The sequence below is a fragment of the Paenibacillus sp. KS-LC4 genome (assembly GCF_036894955.1).
Taxonomy (GTDB): domain Bacteria; phylum Bacillota; class Bacilli; order Paenibacillales; family Paenibacillaceae; genus Pristimantibacillus.
This window is the reverse complement of sequence record NZ_CP145905.1, coordinates 5,321,892-5,344,280: the sequence shown is the minus strand read 5'-3', so window position 1 is coordinate 5,344,280 and position 22,389 is coordinate 5,321,892. Positions and strand designations below refer to the sequence as shown.

The following is a 22,389-nucleotide window of genomic DNA, read 5'->3' as shown; positions in this document are numbered from 1 at the left end:
CGTTATTTCTGAAAAATCCCCGTTTTCGGTGATACTTGCGGACTGAGAAGCAGTTATTTGCTCTGAGAAGCGGGATAGTACCCTCTGTTTTGGAGAATAACGGCTCCACAGTCCGCGAGATCAGTTAAAGGGATGAAAATCGGAAAATAGCGGCCTTATAGTCCGCATCACCAACGCAGCCTGAACGCAAAGCAGTTCCTTTTTAACAGCCTTCTAGCCTTCTAATTAGGTTTTTAATCAAAAAAAGAAGAGGTGAGGACGTCAATGAGGCTTACGACAAAAATCGCATCGGCTGCCCTGGCGGCAGCTGTTGCGGGTACGGCGCTGTCTGGATTGCCGCTCAGCGAGCGGGGCGTGCTAGAGAAGCTTGGCTTTGTTCAGATGGCGCATGCGGGTGCTGCTGATTCCTTTTACAGCAGTGATTTTATCAAGCGCCTGCTGGAGCTGCATCAGTATTTGCAAATGGGCGATCCGGCTGACGTACAGGAGGTCAGAGACCTGCGTGACGAAATGGCAACGCTCAGCTTTGAAGCCAATGGCCAGTTGATTGCACCGATATGGAATAAGCTGTCTGGCAAAATAGACCCCTCCGTTCAGCAACCGCTTTTCGACTTTATGGTAGCGGCGGGAAGTCTGCAATATGACCCTTCTTTTGATAATTTGGAGGCGATTCGCAAAAATCCCGCCTACAGCGGTGCTTTGCAGGCAGTAGCAGCACTCGCCAGGCAAAATCATCTCACGGTCGATGATGCGATGCAGTTTATGAATGCACTGGAGCAAAAAACGACCTCGCTGGTCTCGGCAAAAAGCAACACCGAACTATTGCTCCTAATGGCGAGCGAGGGCGAGCAGACGAGGCTGCTGGGCGATGCGCTCGAAACGGTGCTGTCCGATACCTCGACCTACAAAGTGAGTGCTGTATTGACCAAGCTGGGCATTACGAAAAAAGACATAGTGGATACGGTCACCAACTTCCGCGAGCAGCTTAAGAAGGAAGTTCCGGCCATTCGCTCCATGATGATTGCATATATGCGTTCAGGTGCGAAGGAGACGGTTGAAATCGACCATGACGGTCGAAAGCATACGTATAAGCTCTCGATTTTTGGTCGTGAGGTTCCAAAGGAGCTGCTGGTCTGGTCCAGAGCAGCAGGCAGCAAGGATGTAAAGGTTGCGCAGTCGGGCGTGGTGACGATACCGGGCTCGGTCGTTTCTGCGAAAGCGACACTGCGGGCAAGCCTGCTTGGTAAAGTGCTTTTCGAGAAGGAAGTGACGCTCGGCAAGGAAGAGCCTGAAGTGCCGGAGGACGAACTTCTAGCTGATTACAACAAGGAAATGAATACGATTCTTGCACAGTGGCCGCAGTCGACGTCCGAGCAGCAGCAAGTGCTGCTAGGCCAAGCGGTACAATTGCTCCAGACGACCTGGAAGCAGGAGAACACATTCGACGTTACACCGTATATGACGGCGGAACAGGGCTATATCATTTTTAAGCCGCCGGTTGAGGTGATGCAAAACTATTTGACTCGCCGTGAAGCGGTATGGAAGGTGCTCGGTGAAAGCTTCTCCAAATTGCAAACGGGCAGCGGCATTGACCGATATATTGTGAATGCGCCATATTTCAATTTTAGCGAATATTTGAGTGGCAGGGCAGAGTCAGCGGGAGCGCAAGAGGGAAGTGAGGGCGATGAAACAGCGGCACCTGTACCTTGAGACAGCGGGGAGGCTGTTGCCGAAGCAGTGGCAGCAGTCATGCTGCATCGTTTGATCAAGCTATAGCGCAAGCTGTTCAAGCTTTAATCTGCTGCATGATGACCCAAATGCTGGATAAAGGTGACCACACCTTTGCTGGGCTCTTTTCGTGTAAGAAAGGATGGATACAGGATGAAGAAGCGCATTTGGAAAACGATTTTAATAACGACAGCAACGATTGCTATTTTGCTGATTGGCACCGTTGGTTTTTTCTATTGGAAAGTCAGTTCAATCAGCTTGGAGGATATCCAGCAGCGTCGTGCCTCCTTAGTAGCGGAGCAGGAGGGAGCGGCGCCAGCCTCTGGAGGGTCAGGCAATCAGGCTGAGCTGCCGTCCTCACTGAATAGTGCGGTTGGCAAAGCGGAGCAAATTGCAGGCAAAACAATCAAAAGCGATGACGCGCTGGACGTAGCGGCTATTTTGCTAAACTCAGGATTGTCATTCCGAGAAATGTATATTTTGCTGGGGCAATCGGACGAGGAGCTGACGACGGAGGAAAAGCAGGCCATACGCGATTTGCTGCTAGCAAAGCTGACGACAGAGGAAATCGACGCCCTGCGCTCCATTACGAAGCAATATGGAAAATACTTGGCGATTGTAGATGTAAACTATCCGATTGAAGCGGTTGGCGAGAAGGACGATGCGAAGCGCAAGGCGATTTTGGAAAAAGCAAAGCAGACCAAGAAAGACGAGGAGGTCGAGGGCAAGCAGTCAGGTGAGAAGGCGAATACGGGGAAGGGCGATACGACTGCCGGTACGGCAAAGGCTGATCCGAGCAAGACTAAAGCACTAGGCAGCAAATACGAGTCACAGCTATCCGCATTAAAAGAAAAATGCGTCAGCAATGCCAATCAATTAATGACTCAGGTCGTAGCGGCAATAAATAAAAGCTCGGAGCTGGATGAAAAGGCATTGCAAGGGGAGCTGCTGGGGAAAATTGCTGCTGCAGAGGCTTCTTGCGATAAACAATACCAAGCATTAATTAACAAGGCTGAATCAGAATATAAAGAAGCTGGCATAGCCTTTGCTAAAAAATCAACGTGGACGCAGGAATATCAATCCATTAAAGCGGAAATTCGCAGCAGCGCCATCAACAAACTGAACGCTGTTCAAGCAAGCGGATAAGGGGCAGCGACTAGGATGGATTTTGCGAAGGGTCGCCGGATGAAGTGCGGTCGCGCACAACGCGTTCGAGCAGCATCCGAACTAGCTCTAAATCCTCCTGCTCCAGCGGAACACCGTCCCAATGAAGCTGCTCATGGTTGAAAAACTCCTTGGCATTGTTGCTAGGCTCCTGTTGGTCAGGATAGTCCGTTAATCCTAGCAAATAGTCGGATGTCGTATTTAATTTCTTCGCAATGCTTTGAATGGTCTCCAAAGTAGGCTGCCGATAGCCGGATTCATAGCCTGCATAGGTACTTTTAGCCACGCCTACGGTATCCGCTAGTTGCTGCATGGAGTATTTTCTTTTTTTTCTGAGTTGTTTAAGGCGTTTAGCAAACATGAGGACCTCCTATTAACCTTCGGTAACTACAAACATTTTACAGATATTAAAAACCAATTACAACCGATTCCAGCCCCCGCCGAATGGCGAAAAAGGCTAGATTTCAGCGGCTGATTATTTAGGCCTATGTCTAGATTAACAACCTCAGAGCAGCAACACAAGTCTTGTAATTTGCACAATTTCTTGAATAAATATATTTTTTGAGCATAGTGAAAAATAAAGTATATATTATTACAAAATATGACACGATATTCGTTTTTCGACACGTCGTTTTGTCGCTAATGGTCGTTTAATGCTTACGAAAAAAATATCCTAAAAAACCAAACAACCTGACAGTATGCCTTCTGGCGTCAGGTTGTTTAGTTATTCCACATTTACTTGTTCAAAAATATTCGTTTTAAACGATTATGATCGTCTTCTTCGTCCAGCTAAGATTAGGCTGAGAATGAACACCAGCACAACTGCGCCAATTAACGCTGGAATGAAATAGAAGCCGCCGATGACTGGACCAAGCTCGCCGAAGATCAAGCCTCCAAGCCATGCTCCGATAAAGCCTGCGATAATATTTCCAATGATGCCTCCGGGAACGTCACGTCCAACGATGATTCCTGCGAGCCAACCGATAATGCCTCCTATAATTAATGTCCATAGAAAACCCATATTGATCACTGCCTTTCTCTTTGTGTTTGCGCTGCTTGCCAATGAGTGGCTTGTGTCAGCTGTTGTAGTGTCTCATGTTATCTATGTAACCATATTTATGCGCCGATAATCAAAATCATACAGGATGATTGTAGTCAAACGATGTGGAGCAGTGCTTATTGACATGAAACCAAAAGGTTTCGTATAATCCATTAGGAAACCTTTTGGTTTCGTATGCATACAAATGACCAGCCGCATAAGTAGTTGAATAACTAGTGGCATAACTTGCTGCATGACTAGTGGCAAAACTAGTCTGTATGACTAGCGGCAAAACTGACTGCATGACTGGTAGCAAAACTGACTGTATGACTGGCGGTATAACTAGTCTGCATGACTAGCGGCAAAACTGGCTGTATGACTGGTGGCAAAACTGACTGCATGACTGGCGGAAAAACTAGCTGTATGACTGGTGGCAAAACTGACTGCATGACTGGCAGCAAAACTAGCTGTATGACTGGCGGCAAAACTAGCTGTATGACTGGTGGCAAAACTGACTGCATGACTGGCAGCAAAACTAGCTGTATGACTGGCGGCAAAACTGGCTGCAAAACTAGCCACAATAACTAGCGGCGTAGATGTGCAACAGCTGAAAGGATAGCAGGCAATCAAATGTCTGTCCGAACTCTCGGACACAGATTCCGCTATTTGTTATAGAGAGTGAAATTATCTAAGGCAGCGGACAGGAGAGCCGTTATTTGCCGAATAAAGCCGTAAATGAGGTTTAAAATCACAAATAAGAGCGCTGGTGTCCGATAGAATCGAAATTGTAATGATTTTGCGTATATAACGGATCTGGAGTCCGCAAGAGCTTTAGCCGATAACTGGATGATAGATTATTAGAAGATAGTACCTAGAAGATAGAGAACTGGAAGATAGCACCTAAAAAATAGCACCTAAAAGATAGAAGATAGTACCTAGATAATAGATACCTAGATGATAATGCAATTATAAGAGGAGACGATCAGCAATGAGCAGCGAAGCGGCAAAAACGCTGCCGGATATCCGGCAGACGCTGGTGCTTAAAGCGCCAATAGACAAAGTGTGGAAGGCAGTAGCAACATCAGAGGGCATCGCCGCATGGTTTATGCCCAATGATTTTCAGCCGGAGGAGGGCTATGAGTTTCAGTTGGAGGCTGGCGCGTTCGGAAAGTCCTCCTGCAAGGTGACGGTCATTGATCCCCCTAACCGCCTCTCCTTCAAATGGGGCAAGGATTGGACACTCTCCTTTGAGCTAAAGGCTGTGGGAGAACACACGGAGTTTACGCTCATTCATGGAGGATGGAATGAGGGAATGGTGACGGAGTTCGGACAGCCGCATGAAATCGTGCGCGGCCATATGGACAAAGGCTGGACGGGCATTCAGCAAAGGCTGGCTACTTATGTCGAAGCGCAGTAGCGATGCAGCGGCGGAGCCGAAGGCAGAGGTGTTTCAAGCGATTGCCGATCCGACCCGCCGCAGCCTGCTTCGGCTGCTTGTAGATGAGGAGATGCCCGTCACCGTCATTAGCAGCCATTATGAGATGAGCCGGACGGCGGTATCGAAGCATTTGCGAATTTTGGCAGAGGCGGGATTGGTCAAGGAGCGCAAGGTTGGCCGGGAAACCCGTTACCGGCTCGATGCGGAGCCTTTGCAGCAGCTAAAGCGCTGGCTCACTTTCTACGAGCTTTATTGGGAAAATAAGCTTGGTGCGCTTAAGCGTTACGTAGAGGAAGATGGAGCGGATGCTTTTTCGGCTCCAGCAGTTGTGAAAGAGCCGGCTGCGAAGCGGGATTAAAGCAGGAGCACCGCTCATCAGGCTGCTCCGATTGTCCGATGCCTCCGTCCATATGATTTTTGAGCATAGAGTATAAGACAGATGAGTTGACAATTTTCAGATTTTTCGTCATACATATATAGAGCAAGGAAGAGAACGGGCAGCAAGGAACCGGAGGTTATGGACAATGGGCAGGAAAATTATGTTTACAGGCGGAGGGACGGCAGGTCATGTGACCGTTAACTTGGCGCTGATTCCCCGTTTCGCGGAGGCTGGCTGGCAGATCCATTATATTGGATCGGAAAACGGCATAGAAAAGCAACTTACTGCTCCACTAGAGCAGCTTACATATCATGGTATTGCCACAGGCAAGCTTCGCCGCTATTTGGACTGGCAAAATGTAAAGGACCCCTTCAAGGTCATCAAAGGGGTTTTTCAAGCTTATCGGCTCATTCAGCAGGAGAAGCCGAACGTTATTTTTTCCAAGGGCGGCTTCGTGTCCGTCCCGGTTGTGCTGGGCGCATGGCTTAATCGGGTGCCGGTGCTTATTCATGAATCGGATTTGACACCGGGACTGGCCAATCGCATTGCGATCCCTTTCTCGACGGGCGTGTGTACGACTTTTCCCGAGACCGCGCAGCACTTGCCAGCAGGCAAGGCGCATTATGTCGGCGCAGTCATCCGTGATGAGCTGAGGCAGGGTATAGCCTCGCGTGGCAGAGCCTACTGCGGCCTGCTGCCCGTAGCCGATGCAGCCGATGCAGTAGATGCAGAAGCCTCAACAGCCTCAGGTGCAGCAGGCAGCTTACAGACGCTAGGCCAGTCATCGCAAGGGCAGGCATCACAAGGGAGCGCCGCTTATTCGGCTCATTCCGCCAAGCTGGTCGTGAACATTTCGGGAAAAAGCGTGAGAGCTGAAGAGCCTGCGATAGAAGCAGCAAAAGCAATAGCAGCAGTAGAAGCAAAGGGTGCGTCGCGCGTAGAGACGGACGAGGCGAAGCCCGTTCTGCTCATTATGGGCGGCAGCCTCGGATCGCGGGCGATAAATAAGGCGGTTCGCAGCGCGCTTAGCGACCTGACCCGCCAATTCAGCATCGTGCATTTATGCGGCAAGGGACAGGTGGAGCCTGCGCTTGAGACAGCGGATTACAAGCAGTTCGAATACATTAACGAGCAGCTTCCCGATGTGCTGGCGATGAGCGATATTATACTATCCCGCGCCGGCTCGAACGCGATTTTTGAGTTTCTGCATTTGCGCAAGCCGATGCTGCTCATTCCGCTTACGAAAGCACAGAGCCGGGGCGACCAGCTGCTTAACGCAGCTTCGTTTAAGGCTTCCGGCTTTTGCGAGGTGCTGCATGAGGAGAAGGTGACGCCAGCTACGCTGCTGGCGACGGTCGAAGACGTTTACCAAAATCGCGCCGCTTACATTAAACGGATGGAGCAGGAGGAGCGCCGCGATACCTTATCGCAGCTATTCGAACTAATTATATCGTCCGCGCGGAAATAGCTGGTCGTTTCGCGAAGAGCAGCGATGGCGTTTAGGTGATGAAATACAGGTGGGATTTCAATAATCCATTCGATTTTAACCGGAAACGATGGTATGATGTTACAAAAGAATCTCGGAGGGATTACCCGGTGGAGTATATTAGTACAAGAGGAAATGTAGGTAAAATCGGATTTATCGACGCTTTTCTAATGGGGCTTGCAGATGATGGAGGCTTACTCGTTCCGAATGAAATTCCTGTTTTTTCGGCTGAAAAGCTGAAGGCGTGGCAGAATCTGTCTTATCAGGAGCTGGTACTGGAGATTTTCGGCTTTTTCACGAATGATGAAATTCCGGCGGAGGATTTGCGGGCAATGGTGAATGCCAGCTACGGTACGTTCCGTGATCCGGGTGTAACGCCTGTGCGCCGTTTGAAGGACAACCTGTATGTGCTGGAGCTTTTCCATGGCCCAACCTTTGCCTTTAAGGACATTGCATTACAATTTATGGGTGAATTATATACGTATGTATCCCGCAAGCAAAGCAAGACGATCCATATTCTTGGCGCGACTTCTGGCGATACAGGTGCTTCGGCCATTCAAGGCGTGCGCGGCAAAGAAGGCATCAAAATTTGTATTTTGCATCCGCATGGCAAAGTCAGCAAGGTGCAGGAGCTGCAAATGACGACAGTGCCGGATGACAACGTTTTGAATCTGTCGGTCGATGGCAATTTTGACGACTGTCAGCGCATCATTAAAGATTTGTTCGCCGATTTGGAATTTAAGTCCGCGAACCATCTGTGCGCCATTAACTCCATTAACTTTGTGCGTATTTTGGCGCAGACGGTTTATTATTTCTACGCATACTTTCAGGTTGCGAAGCAGCAGGATGTGCAGGAGGTTAATTTCAGCGTGCCGACGGGCAATTTCGGTGATATTTTCGCAGGCTACCTTGCGAAGCGCATGGGTCTGCCAGTGAACAAGCTGATTTTGGCAACGAATGAAAATAACATTTTGGAGCGTTTCATTAAGGAAGGTGTGTATATGCCGGGAGATTTCCGCAGCACATACAGCCCTTCGATGGACATTCAAGTGGCAAGCAACTTCGAGCGCTATTTGTATTATGTATTAGGTGAAAATCCACAGCTGATTACGGAGCTGATGAACCAATTCCGCAAGGAGGGCAAGCTCGTTATTTCTGGCGAGGATCTGCTGCGGGTACAAGCCGAGTTCGGCGCTCATGGCGTTGGCGGACAGGAATGTCTCGATACGATCAGCAAATACAACGCAGAAACGAATTATTTGCTCGATCCTCACTCTGCTTGCGGCGTGGCGGCAGCGGATCAATGTGCACAAAGCGGCGATGTAACGATTTCGCTGGCGACGGCTCATCCGGCCAAGTTCGATGAAGCGATACGTCTTTGCAGCATTGAGCAGACGTTCCCTGAGCAAATTTCGTCCTTGTTCGAGAAAACGCAGCGCCAGACGCGCGTTGAAGGCACGCAGGAAGCGATTGTCAGCGAGCTGTTGAAATTTTATAACGCTTAATCCAGCTTAAACAGCGGGAGCAGCCGATCAGAGCCAATCTGATCGGCTGCTTGTGCACATGGAGGTAAAGGGATGCAGAGTGGAGGCAGCTTAGTTATGGACTATAGTGGAAAAATAGTGCTGGTAACCGGCGCCGCGCGTGGCATCGGCTTTGCAGTTGCCGAAGCCTATGCGAGGCAGGGCGCCTTCGTTATTGCGGCAGATCGCGACAGCGAAGGAGCCGAGAGGGCGGCGCTTCATTTGCAAGAGCAGGGTGGCAAAGCTGCCGCCTACCCCATTGATTTGGCTCAGCCAGCGGAAATTGAAGCGATGTTCGCTTTTATAGGCAAGACCTATGGCGGCCTCGATGTATTAATTAACAACGCGGGTTATGCGGTGTGGAAATCGCCATACGACCTTGCTGTAGAAGAGTGGGATGCGCTGCTCCATACGAATTTGCGCGGCACGTTCCTATGCGCAAGGGAAGCCGCAAAGCTGATGCGCGGCAACGGAGGCGGAGCCATCGTCAATATGGCCTCGACCCGCGCCCAAATGTCTGAGCCGAATACAGAGGCATATGCGGCCTCCAAGGGCGGCATTGTGGCGCTGACGCATGCCCTGGCAGTTTCTTTTGGTCCTGATCATATTCGCGTGAATGCGATCAGCCCCGGCTGGATCGAGACTGGCGATTATGAAGCGCTGCGGGCGAAGGATCACAGCCAGCATCCATCCATGCGGGTCGGCAAGCCAGAGGACATCGCAAAGGCGTGTTTTTATTTGACCGATTCGGGCAATGATTTCGTTAATGGCATTAATCTCGTTGTCGATGGCGGTATGACGCGCAAAATGATTTATGAGGAATAGCGTCATTTCGGAGGCGCATCGCAAGCCCTAAGTCTAGGCTACTATTGCAACTTGCATAGCGCTGGCGTAGAATAGGATGAAATCAAGCAGGAATAAAGGAAGGAGATGGGAGTATGGAAAGAAAGCCAAGGCAATGGCGCAGCCGTTTTTGCCCGTCCATTCCGAAGCGCCTTTCTATTCCCATTTCTTTGAAACACCAAGGCATTTGATGCTTTGGTGTTTTTTTATGCCTTTTTTCAAACGGTCGTTAATCTAACTGGAGGTGCATGATCAATGATGAACAACAGGTATAAAAGAGTGCTGATTAAGCTGAGCGGAGGAGCGGTTGCAGGTGGAAGCGAGTTTGGCTTTGAGCCTGACAAGCTGGAGCATATCGCGAGCGAGGTGTTGTCCGTCGTGCAGATGGGCGTAGAGGTGTCGCTTGTTATTGGGGGCGGCAATATTTTTCGCGGCAATATGGGCGAGAGCTGGGGCATTGAGCGTGCGGAGGCGGATAATATCGGTACGCTGGCGACGGTGATCAACAGCCTGATGCTCAGAGGCGTGCTGAAAGCCAGAACGAAGAAGGAAGTGCGCGTCATGACGGCGCTGCCTGTCAGCAGCGTTGCCGAGCCTTACATCCGCTTGCGTGCGGTGCATCATTTGGAGAAGGGGTATATCGTCATTTTTGCTGGCGGCAACGGGCAGCCGTATGTGACGACGGATTATCCATCGGTGCAGCGGGCGATTGAGGTAGGGTGCGACGCGCTGCTAGTCGCCAAGCAGGGTGTAGACGGCGTGCTTGACGCTGATCCCAAGCTGCATAAGGGAGCGCGAAAATTCAAATCGCTGCACTATAATGATGTGCTGGAGCAGCAGCTTAAGGTGATGGACCAGTCGGCCTTTATTTTGGCGCGGGACTATAATTTGCCGATTCATGTGTTTAATTTCGACAAGCCGGGCTCGATGAAGGCGATTTGCCATGGCAGCCATGTTGGCACGCTGATCAGCAGCAGCTCTGTACTGGAAATGGATGCCTGATTTTTGCCGCCTACTCGACTATCAATCTAATGACTGAATAAACAAATAGCCAGGCAGCCATCAAGCTGCAACCTTCCAATTGGGAACACCGTCCATATAGACAGCTTATAAATGGTCATTGGAGGTAGGGATGAAGATGCTCAACACAACTTCGACGAGGAAGTCTAACAAGAGCGGAAAGGCTTGGCGAGGCTTGCTGGCGTTTACGCTTCTAGCAGCGATTGTATGGACGGGTGGCCCGCACAGTACAGCGATTGCCAGTGGGCAGCAAGCAGCGGCGAGCCAATTGCAAGGGCAGGAGCAGAAGCAGGCTGTCCAAGCTGTTGAGGCCGCCGCAAGAAGCTTTACGCAAATAGAAGCCGCCCATAACTATACGATTGCGCTGCGCAGCGACGGCACGGTTTGGGCTTGGGGACGCAATTTGTGGGGAGAGCTTGGACTCGAGGGGAATCCAGGCTTCCGCAATACAGTAGCGCCCGTACGTTATGCCGGACTTTCCGATATTGTCTATATTCATATCAATAAGAGTGATCAAAACTATATGGCGGTAAAGGCTGACGGAACCGTCTGGACCTGGGGACACAATGACAGCAGCGGACAAGAGCAAAATGGACTTCGACAGGTGGCGGGTGCTGCTGGCGTAGCGAAGGTGGTAGGCGGTTATGGCTATGATATAGCTTTATTGAACGATGGTACGGTCTCAACATGGACGAAGCAGCAAGGCGATACCGGAAAGCTCAGCTTTGGAAAACCAGCTGCCGTGAAGGGCTTAAATCAAGTCGTGCAGATTGCATACGGCTATCCTAAGGCTTATGCGGTGAAGAAGGATGGAACGGTATGGAGCTGGCAGCCTGTGGCAACACCCCGAGAGGGTGCGGAGACGATTAAGCCTACAGCTCCGACTAAGCTATCCGGCTTGTCTGGCGTAACCTCCATCGTTGCGTCTAACAGTGGTGTGCTGGCATTAGATACGAAAGGAAAGGCGTGGAGTATGGATGAAAATGGCAAAAAACAAGCGCTGTATCCGATACTTACGCTGAAGGAGATAAGCGGCAGTGCGGACAGCCTGCTTTTGCTGACGACAGGTGGCGAGGTTTTTGCTTATGGACAGACCTCAACTGGAAAGCAGGGCAAAGTGCGAGGACTGACACGGATCAAGCATATCGCAGCCGGGGAAGACCACGGCGTTGCCATTGACGAGGATGGCAAGGCATGGGGATGGGGACACAACAAGTTCTATGAAGCGGGCGGACCATCCGTGCGCAGCGATGGCATGGTTTATACGCCTATGCTGGCAAGACCGGCGGTTGATACGATCATAAATGGGCAATGGTTAAACAGCATTTACCCTACACTGCCGCAAGGAGAGACGGTATATGTGCCTATAAAAGATGCGGCTAAAGCATTAGGCATAACGATGAACGCCGTTGTTAATAATGAGGGCTTTAGAATTTATACGCTTAAATACAAGGAACGCTTCGCAGCCTTCCGCATAGGCGATACCGAGGCGAAAGCAGGCAATGTAACGTTTGAGCTGCCAGAGGCTCCAATTGTGTATTCCGGTGCAACGGCCGTTCCTTACCAGTTGCTGGAGCAAGGCTTGGGGCTCACGGTTCAATGGAACGAGCAGCTCAGCCAGCTGACAATTTCGGATTAGCTGTGGAAAGAAAATAAAGAGTTTTCTTAGTGCTTAGGTTTTCTTAGTGCTTAGGTTAAGATAAGTCCCCTGTTTAAGCACTACATGCTAACCGCATACGTTCTTTAATAGGTGATTGGAAATGAGATATAATGAGGAGGACGTAGCCCTAGCGAAGGCGTGGGAGCGTTCTTTTTATTGAACTAACGGGCAGTTATGCGTAACTTACAGGGAATGTAAACATCTAAATAACGTAAGGAACGAGGGGGCAGACAATTCATGGGAGGAACGAATGTATGGGATGCGGAGTGGGAGGTTAACGAAGAGCAGGTGCGAACGCTGATCGGAAGACAATTCCCTCAGCTGTCATCGAAGCAAGTGAAGCGATTGGGCTGGGGCTGGGACAATACGGTTTTTCTCATCGGTGACGAGTACGTGTTTCGGTTTCCCAGAAGAACGATTGCAGTTGACTCGATTCGTATAGAAGGGAAGCTGCTGCCGAAGCTGGAGGCATATATAACCATCCCCTATCCTAAACCGTTGTTTTATGGCGAAGCAAGTGACGAATACCCGGCACCATTTCTTGGCTATGCCCTCGTGCAGGGAGATTTCCCAATCGGTTTGACGGAAGAACGCCGAGCTTTATCGGCAGAGACGCTGGCGAAATTTTTGCGGAGATTGCATGAGTTTCCAGTGCAGGCGGCGCTGAAGTGCGGAGTTCAGCAAGATCATCGAAACTTGACGGACATAGCATCGCGCAAAGTGAAAATGGAGGGCTTTCTATCGAAGCTGGTTGAACACTTGTCGCCGGAGGAGCTCGGTGTAATCGAAGCGTATATTAGCGGGCTGCAAAAGGACCGTGTCCAGGCGGTGAATGCACTGCTGCATGGCGATCTTCATTTCAAAAATATGCTTGTGAATGAGAACGGGAGCGTTTCCGGCATCATTGATTGGGGCGATCTGAGCGTGGGCCATCCAGCTTGCGATTTGAGCGTTGCTTATAGCTTTTTACCACCTTACGCTCGCGGCGTGTTTTTCGAAGCGTACGGAGGAGCGGACGAGGAAACGAAGCTGCTGGCGCGGCTGATCGCGGTATACATCCCCATACTAATCTTAATGCAAGCGGTCGACGACGGGAATGAAGCGATTGCGGCAGAGGCGAAATCCAACATCATGCGGGCACTGTCGGATTAGGCTCATAAATCGAGGCTATTCTATATATCAGGTAGAGCAGGTTTTATACCGCATATTAACTAGGGATCGCTGGTTGCTTACTAATCCTTGACGGTGATAAAGCAAGATTAAAGATCCCAGCTAATTTAGAAGATTACGAACGCCAAGCGGATGAGTTAGCAGATGACGATGTCTTATAGACGACCAGTGCTGCACCAGAAGAAGTATTTTCTCCCTGTAGCCCGATAGTAATTTCCTTTAGTCTAGCCAAATAAGGAAAACAATCATTAACAACCTCAAATACCCCTCGGCCCGCCTTGCTTCGTGGGTCGAGGGGTATTTTTGGGAAGGAATGCGCTGCGCGGCCAGAAGAGAACAAGAGAACGACAACCGTTTCACCTTGTGAAGCCGCTAAATATTTTGCTGCTTTGGCAAGCAGGGTAACGCGTGCATCTTGTCGAAAGTAATGGGATACAGCAGCGTTCGAGCTGCCATGCTGCAAGACAACCACTCACAACACAAACATTAATAGTGCATGACGCTATTGCTGAATCGTTTTTCTCCAGTACCAATAAGCTCTGTCGCAGAATTTTCATACTGCTCTAATTGTTCAAGCGCCTTCAATCTGCTGCTGCTATTTATTAGCTGAGCCACAATGGCTTCGCCGGGGGCAACCACGGCTATGTCTCCGTGATTGCTCTCCCCGATGATTGCGCCGTCATGAATAACGGCGTTTTCGCCAATAATGGCTCGATGAATCCTAACATTGCGCCCAATTTTTGCACCGGGCATGATGATGCTTTCGGCGATGCCGCTGCCTTTTCCAATGCTGACTCCTGCGCCCAGCACCGAGCGTGAAATCCGGCCTTCGATGGTGCAGCCAGGGTGGGCAATGCTGTTGCTCAGCACGGCTTGCGGGCTGACATAGGGTGCTCGTACGGGATGAACCTCTTTGGACCTAAGAGGCCAAGCTTCTGTAGTTAGATTCATCTCGCCGTCAAGCAGCTCCATGTGCGCTTCCCAAAGGCTTTCTACGGTGCCGACATCACGCCAGTAGCCCTCATATGGATAAGCGTTCAAGCTTTCCTCTGCGGCCAAAATGGCGGGAATAATATCTTTGCCAAAGTCATGGCTTGATTGAGGGTTTGCAGCGTCCTCCAGCAGCATGCTTCTCAAATCTTGCCAGCGGAATAAATAGATGCCCATAGAAGCCAGATTGCTTTCCGGGGCTGCCGGCTTCTCTTCAAACTTCACAATGCGTGACTGCTCATCCGTATGCATAATGCCGAAGCGATGAGCCTCACGCCATGGAACCTGCTTGACGGCAATGGTGGCCATTGCCTTGCTTGCCTTGTGAAATTCCAGCATGGGGCGATAATCCATCTGGTAAATGTGGTCGCCTGATAAAACAAGCACATGCTCCGGATGATGCTCGTCCACATAAGCAACATTGCGCGCAATCGCATCGGCCGTTCCCGTATAGCAGCCTGAGCTTGATACACGAGTAGCTGGCAGCATCGTAATTTCACCAGAATGCTTCGTCGCGGTTGAGCGAAGCCAGGCTTCTCCATCCATAATGTGGTCGTGAACCGAATCGGAGCAATATTGAGTGAGCACGCCAATGGTGCGAATGCCTGAATTAATGCAATTGCTTAATGGGAAATCAATCATGCGGAAGCGATCGCCAAAAGATATGACGGGCTTGGCCATTTGACCTGTAAACGGCGCTAAACGACTTCCTTGTCCTCCAGCTAGCAGCATAGCGATACAATCGGTATTATGCATTAGGCTTTTTCCCTCCAGGCCGTCCGAGACGGGTTGTTGTAAGGTTTTTTTAAACGACTGAAGGGCGCTTGAAACGATGGAGTCAAACCAATTTTAAGATTAATATTAGCTTTCGTGTGCTTTACTATACGTTCATTGCGAACATAAAGCGGGTGAAATGGATGGAAATCTCCACATTGTCCGAAGAAGAAATTTTTCTGTTTCATGAAGGAACATGGGCTCATAGCTACCGCAAAATGGGCGCTCATCAAGCAATCGAGCATGGAATCGAAGGCACTCGCTTTAACGTCTGGGCACCGGAAGCGCGGGAGGTTCGTCTGGCGACGGATTTTAACGGGTGGCACGGCGGCAATGAGCCGCTAACCCGGCTTAACAGGTCCGGCATCTGGACGGGCTTCTTCCCGAATATGCCGAAGGGCGCTTTGTATAAATATGAAATTGTTACCCAAAATGGTGAGAGGCTGCTCAAAGCCGATCCTTATGCGGTATATGCCGAGGTAAGGCCGCAAACGGCATCCCGCGTCTGGTCGCTCGGCGGCTATGCATGGCAGGATGAGGCGTGGATGCGCGGAAAAAAAACACCGTATGCCCGTCCAATGAACATTTACGAGGTGCATCTTGGCAGCTGGCGCAGGCATAAGGATGATACGCTGCTTTCCTATAGCGAGCTGGCTGATCAATTGGTCGATTATGTAGCGGACATGGGCTACACCCATCTGGAGCTGCTGCCGTTAACCGAGCATCCATACGATAAATCATGGGGCTACCAGCCAACTGGCTATTATGCCGCAACTAGTCGCTACGGTGAACCACAGCAATTAATGAAGCTGGTAGATCAGTGCCATCAAAGGGGAATTGGTGTCATTCTCGACTGGGTGCCAGGGCATTTTGCCAAGGATGCGCATGGCTTACGCCGCTTTGACGGCTCGGCTTTGTTTGAAAATGAGGACCCGCTCATTGCCGAGAAGCCCGGCTGGGGAACGCTCGCCTTTGATTACGGAAAGCCGGAGGTTTGCAGTTTTTTAATTTCAAATGCATTGTTTTGGTTCGACCTGTTTCATATTGATGGCTTGCGCGTGGATGCGGTTACCAGCATTTTGTATCATGATTTTGATAAAAAGCCAGGCCAGTGGCGTCCGAATGCATTCGGCGGCAAGGAGCATCTGGAAGGCATCGCTTTTTTGCGCCAGCTGAATAAGACCGTTTTTCAATATTACCCGCATGCCCTTATGATGGCCGAGGAATCGCATGCTTATCCCGGCGTTACGAAGGCGGTTGATGAAGGCGGGCTTGGTTTTAACTATAAGTGGAACATGGGCTGGATGAATGACACGCTAAGCTATGCGAAGCAGCATTTCTTCGAACGGAAAAATCACCATAATTTGCTGACCTTTCCGATCTGGTATGCATGGCAGGACAATCATGCGTTGCCGCTGTCTCATGATGAGGTCGTGCATGGGAAAAAATCGCTGCTGAACAAAATGCCCGGCAGCTACGAGCAAAAATTCGCCGGACTACGGCTGTTCTACGGTTATATGATGACTCATCCGGGCAAAAAGCTGCTGTTCATGGGCGGCGAATTTGCCCAGTTCATCGAGTGGAAGGACGATGCGGAGCTTGACTGGCTGCTGCTGGATTATGAGCCTCATTGGCGGATGCAGGCTTATACTCGCAGGCTGAATCAGCTGTATGCTCAGGAGAAAGCGCTATGGAAGCTGGACCATGATTACAAGGGCTTCGAATGGATTGAGCACGAGGATCACCTGCAAAGCGTCCTTTCTTATCGCAGATTAGCAAGCCACAAGGGTGAAGCGCTTATCATGCTGTGCAATTTTACCGATTACGCCCATCCCGTTTATCGTATTGGCGTACCAAGCGCAGGCGAATATGAGATCGTGCTGAACAGTGACGAGCCTGCATATGGCGGGTCGGGCTATCAAGCGGAGCTGCTGCGGGAGGGTGGATCTATTGCATCCCAGCGTATCAACTGGCATGATAAGAAAAACAGCGTAGAGTTGCCGCTGCCGCCGTTATCTATCCTCATTTTGCGGCGGGTAAAGGTGAAGCGTTCCCGTTAGAGCGGCATTGCAGCATTACGAATCCAAAGAGCAGGGGATGAAAAGCATGAACGTATTGTTTGCGGCAGCGGAATGCGTGCCATTTATGAAGACGGGCGGCCTTGCTGATGTAGCAGGCTCTCTGCCGGAAGCATTGAATGAGAAGGGCGCGGATGTGCGAGTCATTATGCCGCTTTACGCGTCGGTGAAGGACGTATATCGGGCACAGATGAAGGAGCTTGGATTCATCTATGTATCGGTAGGCTGGCGCCATGTATACTGCGGCATTAAGGAGCTTGTCCATGAAGGCGTCGTTTATTATTTTATCGACAATGAGCATTATTTCCGTAGAGGCTCGGCTTATGGCTATGGGGATGACGGCGAGCGCTATGCTTTTTTCTGCCGGGCGGTGCTAGATGCGCTGCCAGTGATGGGCTTCATCCCGGATGTGCTGCATTGCCATGATTGGCATACGGGCATGATTCCTGCTTTGCTCAAGCATCATTATTGGCATCGGCCGGAATATTCTCGCGTGAAGACAGTATTCACCATTCATAATTTGCAATACCAGGGCAACTATTCTCATCATGCGCTGGGCGATTGGCTGGGCCTGCAAAATGAGATGTTCACACCGGACGGAGTCGAATATCATGGCTTGGTTAGCTTTATGAAGGCGGGCATTCAGCTTGCTGACCGGGTAACGACAGTTAGCCCGACCTATGCCAATGAAATCCGCACAGCTGAATTTGGCTACGGCATGGATGGCACGCTGCGAGCGAAAGGCGAGCGGCTCCTTGGTATTGTTAACGGCATTGATGCGCGCAGCTATAACCCGGAGACCGATCCGTGCATTCCATTCCCATACAAGGACAGCCTCAAGCTGAAAAAGCAAAACAAAACGGCACTCCAACAGGAGCTTGGACTGCCGATCAACGATGCGATTCCCCTCATCGGCATGGTCGGCAGGCTTGTGGATCAGAAAGGGCTGCCGCTTGTGCTGGAGGTGCTGGACGAGCTGCTGCAAACAGAGGATATTCAGCTCGTGCTGCTTGGCACAGGTGAGCCCGAGCTTGAGCACGCTTTCCGCGCCGCTCAGCATCGTTATCCTAACAAAATGGTTTCATGGATCGGCTTTGATGATGGCGTAGCTCGCCGTATATATGCCGCATCCGATATGTTCCTCATGCCGTCGCTATTCGAGCCATGCGGTATCAGCCAGCTTCTGGCGCTGCGTTACGGCAGCTTGCCTATCGTTCGCGAGGTTGGCGGGCTGAAGGACACCGTTCACAGCTACAATGAATGGACGGGAGAAGGCAACGGCTTCTCCTTCGCCAATTATAATAGTCGAGATATGCTGAATACGATTCGCTATGCCATTCATATTTGGTGGAATGATTCTCATCGAAGCAAGCTGACGAAAGCCGCCTTTGCCGGCGATTACAGCTGGGGAGCGTCGGCCAAGCAATACATGACCCTTTATGAAGAGCTGAGTCAATAAGTTGGCGCGATCAGTATGAGCTCTTGTTTTACGGATCGGGCTATGATGAAAATCCGGCTATTGCCGCAGATGATTTTGACTATGAGACGAATTATCCTTTAACGATTAAGCTTAAGCAGAAATGGAAAGGCCGTCAGTAAATCCTGATAATACCCTATAAGCTGGACGCTTCGAAAAAGCCCATCTCATAGGGTATTTTGTTTATATGGAAATCGAACTGAACAGGCAATACCAATTAAAAAAGCTGCCGCCTGTGAATTACAGACAGCAGCTTTAACAACTTGCCTCGTTTTTCTCAAAATGTCCTTTACAAAGGTTATACTTTATGAAGGCATTGGCTTGTTTTTGCTTAAATCAGCGGTTTAGAAAGGGAACAGCAATGGGTGACCAATATAATAAGGGTTATTTTCGTCATAAGTTCCATTCAGAGACATTACAAGTACAGTATACTTTTTACCTGTTTGTAAATTAACATATAAAGATGAAATTCCGTTGGCTGAATTTGCATAAGTAAATGCTAAAGGTGTTCCGCCCGGGTAATCATAAACGGCAAATAAATACGTAGTTCCGGCAGGAGGCAGCAGCCAAATCTCCTGAAGACCGGTTTTAGGCGATATAAAATTCCAGAAGTCTGCATCAGTTGAGGATTGAATCCAAGATGTAAAAACGTTCTGTGAGTACTGATAGGTTGTAAGAGGGGTATTGTTATTAGGCTCCGTAATGTCTTGGTCAATTGGCATTGCGGAAACGGCAGATGAAACAGTTAGCGTGAGGGCAATAGTTAATAGTGATGTCTTTAGAAACTTTTTTAACATAACTACCTCCTTGAAGGAAAGTATCTATTCAGAGCCGGCCAGCATCCTTGCCTAAAAAATACCATATAAACTATTTTTAGTCAAATGTGTTGCGTATTAAAATATTGATATATTCATATATTCATATAGTCCAAATAAAATAAATAAGGAGTGACACGCTCTCAAATTTGAGAAGCATGTCACTCCTTATTAGCTCCAGCTAAATATCACGGTACAGGATTCGGTAGCCCATCGGCTCAAGCTCAATGCGAAGCTGGTTCTCGAATGTTGCCACTTCCTCCTCAGTAAGAGCATCACGCCAACCGCCAGCCAGCATCGGGTGGGCGAGAAATACATCCTCCTCTGTATTGTTCATCCAAATCGTGAAATGCTGCTTATTGTTCATCCGTTCATAGACGAAGGTGCCGTTATCGCTGCTCGCCTGCAAGAAGCGGAAGCGGCCGCAGCGCAGCGCCTCATGCTTTTTGCGGAGCGAAATGATGATTCGATAAAAATCATGCAAATCCCGATCCTGCTTGGCCTCGTCCCACTCCATGCATTTGCGGCAATCCGGGTCGCTGCCGCCTTGCAGACCAACCTCATCGCCATAGAAAATGCAAGGTACGCCCATCGACGTCATCATAAACACGGCTGCCAGCTTCGCCCGCCGTTTATCGCCGCCCATTCTGGTCAAGGAGCGCGGAATATCATGGCTCGACAGCAGGTTGAGCAGCGCTTCGTTCGTCTGCTGCGGATAACGAATGAGCAGCCGGTTGACCTCCTCGGCAAAATCCGCTGCATGTCTGCCGCTGCTTGAGAAAAAATCAAGCACGCTGTTCGTAAAGGGATAGTTCATCGACGAATCGAATTGGTCGCCTTGCAGCCAGCGCAGCGCATCTCCCCACACCTCGCCGATAATGTAGGTGTCGTGCTTCACGGCCTTGACTGCGCCGCGAAACTCCCGCCAGAAATGATGGTCGATTTCGTCGGCGACATCGAGCCGCCAGCCGTCAATGTCCGCCTCGCGGATCCAGTGAACAGCGACGTCGAGCAAATATTTTTTCACTTCAGGATTGGCGGTGTTAAGCTTGGGCATGTTGCCATAAAAGCCGAACGTATCATAGTTCGCCTTGCCATCCTGAACAGCTACCGGAAAATGATTCAGATGGAACCAGTCCTTGTATTTGGACTTTTCTCCGTGTTGCAGCACATCCTGAAAATGGGGGAACTGCTCGCTTACATGATTGAACACCGCATCGAGCACAACGCGAATGCTGCGCTTATGGCACGCGTTAACCAGCTTCTTAAGCAGCTCAAGATCGCCAAACTGCGGATCAATCGTATGATAATCGACCGTATCATATTTATGGTTGGAGGGCGAGGTGAATAATGGCGTCAAATAAATGGCATTTACGCCCAGATCGCTAATGTAATCCAGCTTATCTAATATCCCCTGCATGTCGCCGCCAAAATGTGAATGAATATCTGGCGTTTCACCCCATGGCCTGACATAATCATGGTCGTTCTCCTTGTTGCCGTTATTGAAGCGGTCCACCATGATTTGATAAAACACCGCATTTTTCGCCCAGTCTGGCGCGTCGAATAAGTCGATCTCATGAATGTAGGGCACCTCAAAATAGCCGCCCGGAGGCGTCGGCTGCTGCGCATAAAATCCGGTCTCGATTTTCCACATGGTTTCGGTGCCAGCATGCAGGCGGAAGCCGTAGGAGAAGCGTTTGTATTTCGGAATGATAACGCCCTCCCAATAATCAAACAGCTGATCGGAGGCGATTTTTTCCATAACAATTTCTTGAAGGTTGCCGTTCCAGTCGTATTTGTCTCCGGCGACCATGACGACGTCCTCCACATCATTTTTTCGCGTGCGCAGCCGAATGTGATATGTGCTTAGATCATAGGCGTAGGCCCACTTGTGGCTTGGGGTATGGTGAATGGCTTCTCTTAGCATAAATAGTCGTTTCTCCTCTCCTATCAAGCGGTTGGCCAAACTAGCCGTGGAGCAAGGATTCTGCTCCGTCAATGTAAACCGTTGTGCCTGTAATATGATGCGAGTCATCCGATCCGAGGAACAGCGCAAGCTGGGCGACCTGCTCGGGCGAGCCGGGGCCTTTCTCCAGCGGCTGATCGCCTTCAGGAAAGTTGACCGGAATTTGTACGTCCTCCAAATAAGGCGAGCGTTTCGTGCTTTTATCAATATTCGTCTTAATCGAGCCGGGACAAATGGCATTAACGCGAATGCGGTAATTGGCCAGCTCCAGCGCCGCCATCTGCGTGAATGCGACCTGTGCTGCCTTGGTACTGCTGTATGCGCTGAATCCAATATTCGAGAAGACGCGGTTGCCATTAATGGAGCTCGTAATCAAAATGCTGCCGCCCTTTTCCTTGAGCGCCGGAATAGCATGCTTCACGGTCAAAAATGTGCCGTTCAAGTTAATGTTGATCGTCTTGCTCCAATCCTCCAGCTTCATTAGCTCAATGGGAGCCATGGAGCCATTAATGCCGGCATTGGCATAAACGATGTCGAGCTGGCCCAGCTTGTCTAGTGCGACCTTGTATGCCGCTTCGATCGCTTCCTCGCTTGAAATATCAGTCACGGCTGTTGCACAGGTGCTGCCGTAAGCTTCTGCCTCCTGCTTGACTGCGGTGAGCCCGTCCTTATTCACATCAAGCAGTGCCAGACTGGCGCCTTCCTTGGCGAACAGCAGTGCCGCGGCACGGCCGATACCGGAGCCGGCTCCGGTAATAAGGGCAGCCTTGCCTGCCAGTCTGCCGCTGCCTGTCTTCGTTTGTTCATTCGCCATCATCGAAACCCTCCCGAAATGTATA

At 50.1% G+C, this 22,389-nt stretch carries 19 protein-coding genes; 12 read left to right on the top strand and 7 right to left on the bottom strand.

The genetic code is table 11. From position 1 onward, the window contains the following. The first annotated feature begins 264 nt into the window (after window positions 1-264). Together V5J77_RS22660 and V5J77_RS22655 are read left to right on the top strand one after the other, a co-directional pair. Window positions 265-1,710: a hypothetical protein gene (locus tag V5J77_RS22660; protein ID WP_338553102.1), complete on the top strand. Its 1,446-nt coding sequence runs from the start codon at window positions 265-267 to the stop codon at window positions 1,708-1,710. A 171-nt stretch (window positions 1,711-1,881) separates the two neighbouring features. Next, window positions 1,882-2,874 carry a hypothetical protein gene (locus V5J77_RS22655; protein ID WP_338553101.1) on the top strand — a complete coding sequence of 331 codons (993 nt, stop codon included), beginning with the start codon at window positions 1,882-1,884 and terminating at the stop codon, window positions 2,872-2,874. Between the two features lie 10 nt (window positions 2,875-2,884). Here the strand turns inward: V5J77_RS22655 and V5J77_RS22650 are convergent, their stop codons facing one another. Further along, window positions 2,885-3,253, bottom strand: a complete 369-nt coding sequence (locus tag V5J77_RS22650; protein ID WP_056033790.1) for a helix-turn-helix transcriptional regulator — start codon at window positions 3,251-3,253, stop codon at window positions 2,885-2,887. A 405-nt stretch (window positions 3,254-3,658) separates the two neighbouring features. Then, on the bottom strand, window positions 3,659-3,913 hold the full coding sequence (locus V5J77_RS22645; RefSeq protein WP_338557004.1) for a GlsB/YeaQ/YmgE family stress response membrane protein: 255 nt from the start codon (window positions 3,911-3,913) through the stop codon (window positions 3,659-3,661). Window positions 3,914-4,919: 1,006 nt separating this feature from the next. Here V5J77_RS22645 and V5J77_RS22640 point away from each other — a divergent pair. From V5J77_RS22640 to V5J77_RS22605, 8 genes are all read left to right on the top strand, one after another. Further along, window positions 4,920-5,348, top strand: coding sequence for an SRPBCC domain-containing protein (locus tag V5J77_RS22640; RefSeq protein WP_338553100.1), 429 nt, complete (start codon window positions 4,920-4,922; stop codon window positions 5,346-5,348). Further along, window positions 5,332-5,727, top strand: a complete 396-nt coding sequence (locus tag V5J77_RS22635) for a metalloregulator ArsR/SmtB family transcription factor (protein ID WP_338553099.1) — start codon at window positions 5,332-5,334, stop codon at window positions 5,725-5,727. The genes V5J77_RS22640 and V5J77_RS22635 overlap by 17 nt, the downstream gene beginning before the upstream one ends. Before the next feature lie 166 nt (window positions 5,728-5,893). Then, entirely contained in the window at window positions 5,894-7,216 is a 1,323-nt protein-coding gene (locus tag V5J77_RS22630) for a glycosyltransferase (RefSeq protein ID WP_338553098.1), read from the top strand. A gap of 128 nt (window positions 7,217-7,344) precedes the next feature. Next, a complete protein-coding gene (gene thrC / locus V5J77_RS22625; RefSeq protein WP_338553097.1) occupies window positions 7,345-8,739 on the top strand; it encodes a threonine synthase in 1,395 nt (464 codons plus the stop codon). 96 nt (window positions 8,740-8,835) lie between these two features. Then, a complete protein-coding gene (locus V5J77_RS22620) occupies window positions 8,836-9,582 on the top strand; it encodes an SDR family oxidoreductase (RefSeq protein ID WP_338553096.1) in 747 nt (248 codons plus the stop codon). A gap of 276 nt (window positions 9,583-9,858) precedes the next feature. Continuing rightward, the gene (gene pyrH, locus V5J77_RS22615; protein WP_338557002.1) at window positions 9,859-10,602 is read left to right on the top strand and encodes a UMP kinase; all 744 of its coding nucleotides are present in this window, start codon (window positions 9,859-9,861) and stop codon (window positions 10,600-10,602) included. Between the two features lie 130 nt (window positions 10,603-10,732). Continuing rightward, window positions 10,733-12,259 (top strand): stalk domain-containing protein, encoded by a 1,527-nt coding sequence (locus V5J77_RS22610; RefSeq protein ID WP_338553095.1) that lies wholly within the window; start codon window positions 10,733-10,735, stop codon window positions 12,257-12,259. A 258-nt stretch (window positions 12,260-12,517) separates the two neighbouring features. Next, window positions 12,518-13,432 (top strand): phosphotransferase, encoded by a 915-nt coding sequence (locus tag V5J77_RS22605; RefSeq protein WP_338553094.1) that lies wholly within the window; start codon window positions 12,518-12,520, stop codon window positions 13,430-13,432. Between the two features lie 133 nt (window positions 13,433-13,565). On the opposite strand, the gene V5J77_RS22600 is transcribed toward V5J77_RS22605, so the two are convergent. Both V5J77_RS22600 and V5J77_RS22595 read right to left on the bottom strand, forming a co-directional pair. Then, window positions 13,566-13,913, bottom strand: a complete 348-nt coding sequence (locus tag V5J77_RS22600) for a hypothetical protein (protein ID WP_338553093.1) — start codon at window positions 13,911-13,913, stop codon at window positions 13,566-13,568. 23 nt (window positions 13,914-13,936) lie between these two features. Beyond that, entirely contained in the window at window positions 13,937-15,196 is a 1,260-nt protein-coding gene (locus V5J77_RS22595) for a glucose-1-phosphate adenylyltransferase (protein ID WP_338553092.1), read from the bottom strand. A 161-nt stretch (window positions 15,197-15,357) separates the two neighbouring features. On the opposite strand from V5J77_RS22595, the gene glgB reads away from it, so the two are divergent. Together glgB and glgA are read left to right on the top strand one after the other, a co-directional pair. Beyond that, on the top strand, window positions 15,358-17,274 hold the full coding sequence (gene glgB / locus V5J77_RS22590) for a 1,4-alpha-glucan branching protein GlgB (protein ID WP_338553091.1): 1,917 nt from the start codon (window positions 15,358-15,360) through the stop codon (window positions 17,272-17,274). 46 nt (window positions 17,275-17,320) lie between these two features. Beyond that, complete coding sequence (glgA, locus tag V5J77_RS22585; protein ID WP_338553090.1) at window positions 17,321-18,751, top strand: glycogen synthase GlgA; 1,431 nt, start codon at window positions 17,321-17,323, stop codon at window positions 18,749-18,751. 362 nt (window positions 18,752-19,113) lie between these two features. On the opposite strand, the gene V5J77_RS22580 is transcribed toward glgA, so the two are convergent. The 3 genes from V5J77_RS22580 to V5J77_RS22570 form a co-directional block, all read right to left on the bottom strand. Continuing rightward, entirely contained in the window at window positions 19,114-19,566 is a 453-nt protein-coding gene (locus V5J77_RS22580) for a hypothetical protein (RefSeq protein ID WP_338553089.1), read from the bottom strand. Between the two features lie 199 nt (window positions 19,567-19,765). Then, window positions 19,766-21,511 (bottom strand): alpha-glycosidase, encoded by a 1,746-nt coding sequence (locus tag V5J77_RS22575; protein WP_338553088.1) that lies wholly within the window; start codon window positions 21,509-21,511, stop codon window positions 19,766-19,768. Between the two features lie 40 nt (window positions 21,512-21,551). Continuing rightward, window positions 21,552-22,367: an SDR family NAD(P)-dependent oxidoreductase gene (locus tag V5J77_RS22570; RefSeq protein ID WP_338553087.1), complete on the bottom strand. Its 816-nt coding sequence runs from the start codon at window positions 22,365-22,367 to the stop codon at window positions 21,552-21,554. Window positions 22,368-22,389: the final 22 nt, after the last annotated feature.